This is a genomic window from Lysinibacillus sp. fls2-241-R2A-57, assembly GCF_030209535.1.
In the GTDB taxonomy this organism is placed as follows: domain Bacteria; phylum Bacillota; class Bacilli; order Bacillales_A; family Planococcaceae; genus Lysinibacillus.
The window spans coordinates 25,322-32,779 of record NZ_JARVRU010000180.1; the positions used below are offsets into that span (position 1 = coordinate 25,322).

The window sequence follows — 7,458 nt, forward strand, 5'->3', positions numbered from 1 at the left end:
AAGATTCATTTTTTTAAACTGTGACTAATTTCGTCGGTTCTTCCGCTTCTGTATCAAATAAATTTAAATACTCTCCGACAATAATGCCGCAGGATTGCAAAGTTTGTGTAACACTCATGCGCGCAAGCTCTTTCATGTTATTATCCTTACTTAAATGTGATAAATAAATATTTGTTGGTTTTTCAAATACGACCTCACTCATTGCAATAGCTGCATCCTCATTTGAAACGTGCCCTACATCACTTAAAATACGACGTTTTATTGACCATGGGTAGCGTCCCATTTGCAGCATATTGACATCGTGATTACTTTCAAATACGAAGGAATCAGCACCTCGAATGATACCCTTCATACGGTCGCTGACATAGCCTGTATCCGTAATAACAACAAGCTTGCGCCCATTTTCATGAAAGCTATAAAACATTGGATCTGCGGCATCATGTGATACGGCAAAGGATTCAACAGCTAATGAACCAAAATGCTTGACTGTATCCATTTCAAATTCAAAACGTTGCTCTAAAGGTATATCACCAACAAGCCCATCCATCGCTTGCCATGTTTTGTTGTTGGCATAAATAGGTACATTATATTTTCGTGCCAATACACCTATCCCTTTAATATGATCACTATGCTCATGTGTAACGAAAATACCACTTAGCTGTTTCATATTGCGGTCGATTTTTGTAAATAGTTGCTCCATCTTTTTGCCGCTGAGACCCGCATCGACAATAAATGCATGATCATCATTCTCTACATAAATCGAATTGCCTGTACTACCACTTGCTAAAACACTAAATTGCATCATTCAACTCCCCAGTCTTCCTCTTCGCCCTCTTGCTTGTCTCCTTGGATTTCAATAACATTACCTTCACTAGCATTGACAAAATATTCTTCTGTTTCTCCATCTAACTTCACTTTTACTTCCCATGTTGGTACAAACACTTGCGTTTCCGTGAAATAACCTTTTGTCGAGTAACCTAACTTCATTTGCGTAATACGCGATTCTGGCTTTAGTAGGTTTTTATTATAAAGTGTCTGGATAATTTGAAGTGGTGGTATGACCGTTTCCTGTTTCTCCATTTCTTCAATATTATCAAGCATCGTTTGATCATACATTGTAACTTCGTTGTCTGCATTCCATTGTACTTTTAATAAGGCACTCTCATTGTAATAGAACATTCGATTCCCTTTTTTCTGGAAGAAAATCGCAACTCGTTGCTCATGATCTACCTTCCATAAGGCATAGGAATCTCCTTCTTTAACGTTTGCATGGACAAACTCTGTAATGCTTGTATCATCATTATTTCGTAATTTCACAGGCTTTGCAAAATCAACATGTAAATGTGTATCATTTTTTGTAATATTTTCTTGCCTATTGCTATTGGTTAAATCAGCATTTGGAAATTTATGCACTTCGCCCGTAATATAAACAACAAATTCATTACTATTTGGCAGTGAACCATACGTAATATTATCCTCTTTTAAACGGGCTTCTATTGTTTTTTCACCAGGTATCTCTACGCTCTGCGCTTCAGTATAGCGATCTAAATACACCCAATACAAGAAGATATTTAAGATTAAAAAAACGAATATGAAAATAGATTTTGTTCTATTCCAATCCATTTTTGACACCTCCTAATGTTTCAGGCGTCAGATTCGTCCATACACCGTTACGAATAGCAAACCAGCACGGTTCTAATGTCATAGTTTCTTTATTTTTATTTTGAGTTAAATAATAACCCACCACAATATCATCTAAGTCTGATAATACAATGTTATTAAGTTTTTTAATCTTTTCAACGATTTCCGATCCTGATGACAGTTCTTTAATCTCCTTTTCGGATGGAATATCTAAATCTAAGGAATAGTATGGACGTTTGTAGCGGAAAATACGATTATCTCCCCAAACAGTTGTAATTCGATTCATAGCCTGATCACTAAACACAGGTAATCCATGTAAATATAGCTGATAATCTAATTGATTATTATTTGTACTTGTCGATACATAGCGATAATCAGCTGTAAAACCTCCGTGTTCATTGATAAATTCAAAACTATCCGTCAAGAGCTTAGAAGGTTCAATTATTACACTACTTTCTGCAGTAGGATAAACAAAGATCAATGATTTTAAATTCTTATCAACCGTCATCAGTGACATACCATCTTGATATTTTACAGAGTTTGGACTTTCATCAGTACGCTGAACAACGTTTGGTTCTGTAAATAATACATCTTTAAAAACATCTGGTGATTTCTCGTTGATAAAATACGTATATTTAGTGGATTCAACTTTATCGTTAGGAATATAAAGTGAAGTAAAACGATCACGCTCCACTTCTTTAAAAGAGCCGTATGTTTTCGCTGGCTCAATAATATTCCGTACAAATTGGTTAGCATTTTGTAGACTAACATGTGAACGCATCAATGTTTCATTATTGCTACTAATGAAAAACAACTGTAATTCTTTGTTATTATAATTACTCCAATCTATAATCATACGATTAAAGGTTGTTTCAGGTAGCTCCTTATCAGCAAACTGAAAAATTGAGCTAAAGGCAGAGTAAGGAATTTCACCAGCAAAAAAGATAGTCATGCAATTATTAGTACGAATCATCTCGTTTATAGAGTCGGCTGTAAGGTTATTATTATCGCGCACTAAATCTACATTCCAACCTACAAATGATTTCATAATATCTTCCATTGCATTATTAGATATAGTTCCGGTAAATTCCTTATCAAAACGGTAAATAGCCTTATAAGGACGAATTACATCCTCCATTTTTTTTTGTGGCCCAATTTGGATTTCTTTTTCCTCAGTTTTTTCAATAACTTTATAATCTGGCGTGTATGTCCAATTCATAAAGGTTAAAACTACACTTAGCAAAACGAGTAGGAATAATACAACTGATTTAACAGGTTCTATATATTTCATTCCCACTCACCTGCCTCGTCAAAATCATCTAAATCAAGTGGTAATGTGAAGAAAACCGTTGTTCCTTGACCTTCCTCACTTTCAGCCCATATTTTACCACCATGAGCTTCAATCATTTCCCTGGCAATAGCTAACCCTAGACCTGTGCCTCCCATAGAACGAGCTCGGGCACGATCCACACGATAAAAACGCTCAAAAATACGTACCACATTTTCCTTAGGAATTCCCATACCATCATCAGAAATCATAACCTTTAGCATATTCCCCTGCGCTGTAAAGCCAAAGCGAATATTGCCTCCATCTGGTGAATATTTAATAGCGTTGGAAATGATATTATCGATAACCTGTGTCACCTTATCAGTATCAATTTCTACATAATAAGATGCCTCTGGGAATAAACGTTCAAACATCACTTTGTCTGATTTAGACATTTCAAAACGATCGATAATACGGTTAAAGAATGAATGGAATAGAACAATATCTTTATTCAACTCATAATCTGCACTATCCATACGTGATAACTGCAATAAATCATTTACTAAGCGGATCATACGCTCTGTCTCTGTTTGTGTGACATTCAAAAATGTCGGAGCAATGTTTTCATCTTTCCATGCACCATCTGCTAACGCCTCTAAATAACTGCGCATCGTCGTTAATGGTGTCCGTAATTCATGTGATACATTCGATACAAATTCTCGACGATCCATCTCTATCTTTTCCTGCTCAGTAATATCGTGCAGTACGGTAATTAAACCATTAATAAAACCTGTTTCTTTTTGAATAACAGAGAAATTAGCACGTAAAATATACGGTGCGTCTGCTGTACTGAAATTTAAATTCACCGCATCATTCATATGAATTAAATCCTCAAAACTATACTCTTGGTCAATGCCTAAAACAGATGCAATCGGACGACCTACTGTAATATCTCTTGAAATATGCAGTAGTTCTAGTGCTGGATCATTAATAAGAATGATGCGCCCTTTTCGATCTGTTGCAATAACCCCATCCGTCATATTACTAAGGACCGAATCGAGTTTTCGACGCTCTGCCTCTGTAGTCGATTGCGCCTCCTGCAAGCGATTCGTCAAATGATTAAAGGTTATAGCAAGCTGTCCTATCTCATCTGTACCGTAAACTCGTACTTTTCGTGAATAGTTTCCTTTTGCCATCGCCTGTGCTTGCTTACGCATATCTGCAATTGGCTGTGTAATTGTTCGAGCCACTAAAATCCCTAAAAAGATAGTAACCACTAAGGACACTGCCGTTCCACCGAGGAAAATACGATTAATGTCATTCACCTGTTCGAAAACAGATTCAATATCTGCTTCAATGTAGAGTACCCCAACGATTTCATCATCGGGACCTGCACCATCTCGAATTGGCGAAGCTAACACCCACACTCGATTTCCTGTTTTACTATCAAGTTTGATGTTTTCAAATAATGTTTCTGCAGAGATTGCACGGCGTACGAGATCATTATTCGAGCGCTGTCCAATCAAATTTTGATTGTCTATCTCAGATGTGGCCCGAATACGTTGTCTAGTATCGATGACGCGTATTTCTAAAATATCTCCATTAGAAACATCCTTTAATCCTTCAGAAAACTCCATTACGATTGTTTTCAAGCTTTCTTCAAGAGATGGCATAGTTTCATCGCGTTCTTTTAAGATTTCTTCGCGAATGCTATATTCCATCAAATCGACACGTTGAAAAATAGAATCTCGGAAATTGGTTTTTAAATTGTTCTCTAATTCACGCGCGAAATAAATCCCAATTATTTGCAAAGCTAGCAGGATTAATAAAATATAGATTAGTACTAACTTGACATGAATTGATTTAAAGAAGCTTACTTTCTGCATTCCTTTTTACTCCTGTTCAGGATTTCGTAAATAATATCCTACACCACGGCGAGTTACAATCCAAGCTGGATGACTAGGGTTATCCTCTATTTTTTCACGTAAACGACGAATTGTTACATCTACTGTTCGTACATCGCCGAAATAATCATAGCCCCACACAGTTTGCAGTAAATGCTCACGTGTCATTACTTGTCCAATATGTTTACCTAAGTAATGTAATAACTCAAACTCCCTATGTGTTAATTCGATTGACTCATCACGTTTCAATACTAAGTAAGCATCAGGCTGAATAACAAGAGAGCCTACTACAATTTCATTGGACTCTTCTTGAGCCTCTTCGGCAGCAGGAGCTACCACTTGTAAGCGACGCATATTTGCCTTTACACGTGCAATAAGCTCACGTGTACTAAATGGCTTTGTCACATAATCGTCTGCGCCCATTTCTAATCCTAATACTTTATCAATCTCAGAGCCTTTTGCTGTTAGCATAATAATAGGAAAATCATATTTTTTGCGTATTTCTCTACAAACTTCCATCCCATCACGCTTTGGTAACATTATATCTAAAAGCATTAAATCTGGTTGCTCTTCCTCAACCTTCTCTAGTGCTTCATCTCCATCATAAGCACAAATAACTTTGTAGCCTTCTTTTATCAAATTAAACTGTAAAATATCTGCGATTGGTTTTTCATCGTCAACAACTAAAATTGTTTTGTCCATCTATTTTCTCCCTTTCGCTATTTATCTATTTTTTAACTAAGTGTATTAGAGTGTATTTATTAATTAAAGTCACTACTCTTAACTCTACCATGCTTTTAGCTTCTATGCATTATTCTAAATTCAAAGACATTATACGAAAGTGTATTGAACTATATTTCGACAAATATTTCTCGGGAAATAACTTAGATTTTATAAGAGCTATACAAAAAGGCAGCCCTATTTTGGACTGCCTTCTATTCTAATGGATTACTGACTTACATAAGATAATGGATTTACTAAAGAACCATCTTTCTCAACTTCAAAGTGTAAATGTGTACCTGTTGAATTTCCAGTAGATCCCATAATACCTATAACAGAGCCTTTTTCTACTACTTGTCCTACTTTAACATTAATTGAAGATAGGTGTCCGTATAGCGTTGTATAACCATTATTATGGTTAATAACGATACGATTACCATAGCTACCTGAAGAACCAGCTGCGACTACAACACCATTGTCTGAAGCTAAAATATTATAGTTACTAGGACGGGCAATATCAATACCACGATGGAATTCGCCCCAACGTTGACCCATCTCACTTGAAATATAGCCACCTACTGTTGGCCACACAAATTCACCCGTACCACGAGAAGAAATCACCTTCGTACCAACTACTTCAATTTCATCAACTGACTGTTGTATGATTTTTTCTTCTAATGCCACTTTGGATGTACGAGTCCCATTTTCAGACGTTAATAAATAAGATGTTTCTTTTTTTCCATTAACGCCTTGTTGTTTAATTACTTTTTCACCTTTATACATCGTCGGATCTTCTTTAACAATTTTCTTAAACGGAATTTCATCAGTAACTTTCTTTTCCTGCTTTACTTCAAGTGTTACAAATGGTTTAGCGACTGTTACGTTTAATGCTTGTCCGATTTGTAAAACTGTATCAACCGTGATGCCAGGATTTAATGCTAATAGCTCAGCTGTTGTTAAGCCATGTTTTTTGGCAACTGAGCCAAGAACATCGCCTGATTGAACTTTATATGTTTCTTGCTCGCGAGAACCTGTCATTAAATATTTCACAGCTTCCTCAGGCGTCACAATAGCACTCGGGGCTACTTTTTGTGCTGCACCTGAAACTCCCTGTTTAATAGAAACATCTAAAAGGCGCGTTTCTCCAGTTTGTAAAGGTGGCATATTCGTAGATTGCTTGTTAGCATATAAACCATTTAACTCTTGCTGAGAAACATATTGTAGCTTTAGCATACGAATAGTATCTTCATAGGCTTTTGCATCCTTTAAAGAAACTACAGGCTTTTGATCTACGAATAATGTGAAAGCTGGAGATTGAGCTACTAAAGATTGCTCAATCTCTGCCAAAACCTCTGCATCTTTCGTTTCATCACTAAACACTTGCTCTGGGATTATTTTAACAGATGAACTAGCATCGATAGATAACTCTTTGTATTTTTGACTTGCCTCTTTTTCCTTTGATGCAATGATTTCTTGAACAGCTTTCTCATTAGAGACCGCACCAATATATTTATTTCCAACGTAAACGTGATAAATTTTATGTAAATCTTCTTTATGATTTTCTTTTGCAAAACCTACATTAAACGTTAAACTTGTCATTAAAACTGTAATAATGGATACCTTTTTAATTGAAGAAAGATTGTAAGTGAATCTACTATTTTTTTCTTCTCTAGACCAAAACGAACTCATCAATAAAGCTCCTTCCAACTTTAACCTTTCATAGGATTAATTACCCACAAGGATTTTTTGCACCACTATACTGTACCATAAAGAAAATACGGTTTGGATATTTTCATCTTTTTGTAATGTAAATGTATTATTTATCTACAAACTGTTACATAATTCCTATTTTTTGAAGTTTCAAATAACCGGGCTCTTCACCAAAACGTGTGGTTGATTTCCGTTCCGACTGGGCGCTTTGTTGCT

The 7,458-nt window shown here is 35.9% G+C and carries 6 protein-coding genes; all 6 read right to left on the reverse strand.

What is annotated here, in order from left to right; all coding sequences use genetic code 11:
* Positions 1-13 precede the first annotated feature (13 nt).
* Positions 14-802 (reverse strand): MBL fold metallo-hydrolase, encoded by a 789-nt coding sequence (locus QRN68_RS23080; RefSeq protein ID WP_285399491.1) that lies wholly within the window; start codon positions 800-802, stop codon positions 14-16.
* Positions 802-1,623 carry a two-component system regulatory protein YycI gene (locus QRN68_RS23085; protein WP_285399484.1) on the reverse strand — a complete coding sequence of 274 codons (822 nt, stop codon included), beginning with the start codon at positions 1,621-1,623 and terminating at the stop codon, positions 802-804. Before QRN68_RS23085 ends, QRN68_RS23080 begins: the two co-directional genes overlap by 1 nt.
* A complete protein-coding gene (locus QRN68_RS23090; RefSeq protein ID WP_285399485.1) occupies positions 1,610-2,932 on the reverse strand; it encodes a YycH family regulatory protein in 1,323 nt (440 codons plus the stop codon). Before QRN68_RS23090 ends, QRN68_RS23085 begins: the two co-directional genes overlap by 14 nt.
* Positions 2,929-4,794, reverse strand: coding sequence for a cell wall metabolism sensor histidine kinase WalK (gene walK / locus QRN68_RS23095; RefSeq protein ID WP_285399486.1), 1,866 nt, complete (start codon positions 4,792-4,794; stop codon positions 2,929-2,931). The genes QRN68_RS23090 and walK overlap by 4 nt, the downstream gene beginning before the upstream one ends.
* A gap of 6 nt (positions 4,795-4,800) precedes the next feature.
* The gene (yycF, locus tag QRN68_RS23100) at positions 4,801-5,514 is read right to left on the reverse strand and encodes a response regulator YycF (protein ID WP_285399487.1); all 714 of its coding nucleotides are present in this window, start codon (positions 5,512-5,514) and stop codon (positions 4,801-4,803) included.
* Positions 5,515-5,760: 246 nt separating this feature from the next.
* Complete coding sequence (locus tag QRN68_RS23105; RefSeq protein WP_285399489.1) at positions 5,761-7,221, reverse strand: M23 family metallopeptidase; 1,461 nt, start codon at positions 7,219-7,221, stop codon at positions 5,761-5,763.
* Positions 7,222-7,458 lie beyond the last annotated feature (237 nt).

Bases quoted from the DNA above. Each gene is read 5' to 3' on its own strand.
- QRN68_RS23080 (WP_285399491.1), bottom strand. From the start codon at position 802: ATGCAATTTAGTGTTTTAGCAAGTGGTAGTACAGGCAATTCGATTTAT.
- QRN68_RS23085 (WP_285399484.1), bottom strand. From the start codon at position 1,623: ATGGATTGGAATAGAACAAAATCTATTTTCATATTCGTTTTTTTAATC.
- QRN68_RS23090 (WP_285399485.1), bottom strand. From the start codon at position 2,932: ATGAAATATATAGAACCTGTTAAATCAGTTGTATTATTCCTACTCGTT.
- walK (WP_285399486.1), bottom strand. From the start codon at position 4,794: ATGCAGAAAGTAAGCTTCTTTAAATCAATTCATGTCAAGTTAGTACTA.
- yycF (WP_285399487.1), bottom strand. From the start codon at position 5,514: ATGGACAAAACAATTTTAGTTGTTGACGATGAAAAACCAATCGCAGAT.
- QRN68_RS23105 (WP_285399489.1), bottom strand. From the start codon at position 7,221: ATGAGTTCGTTTTGGTCTAGAGAAGAAAAAAATAGTAGATTCACTTAC.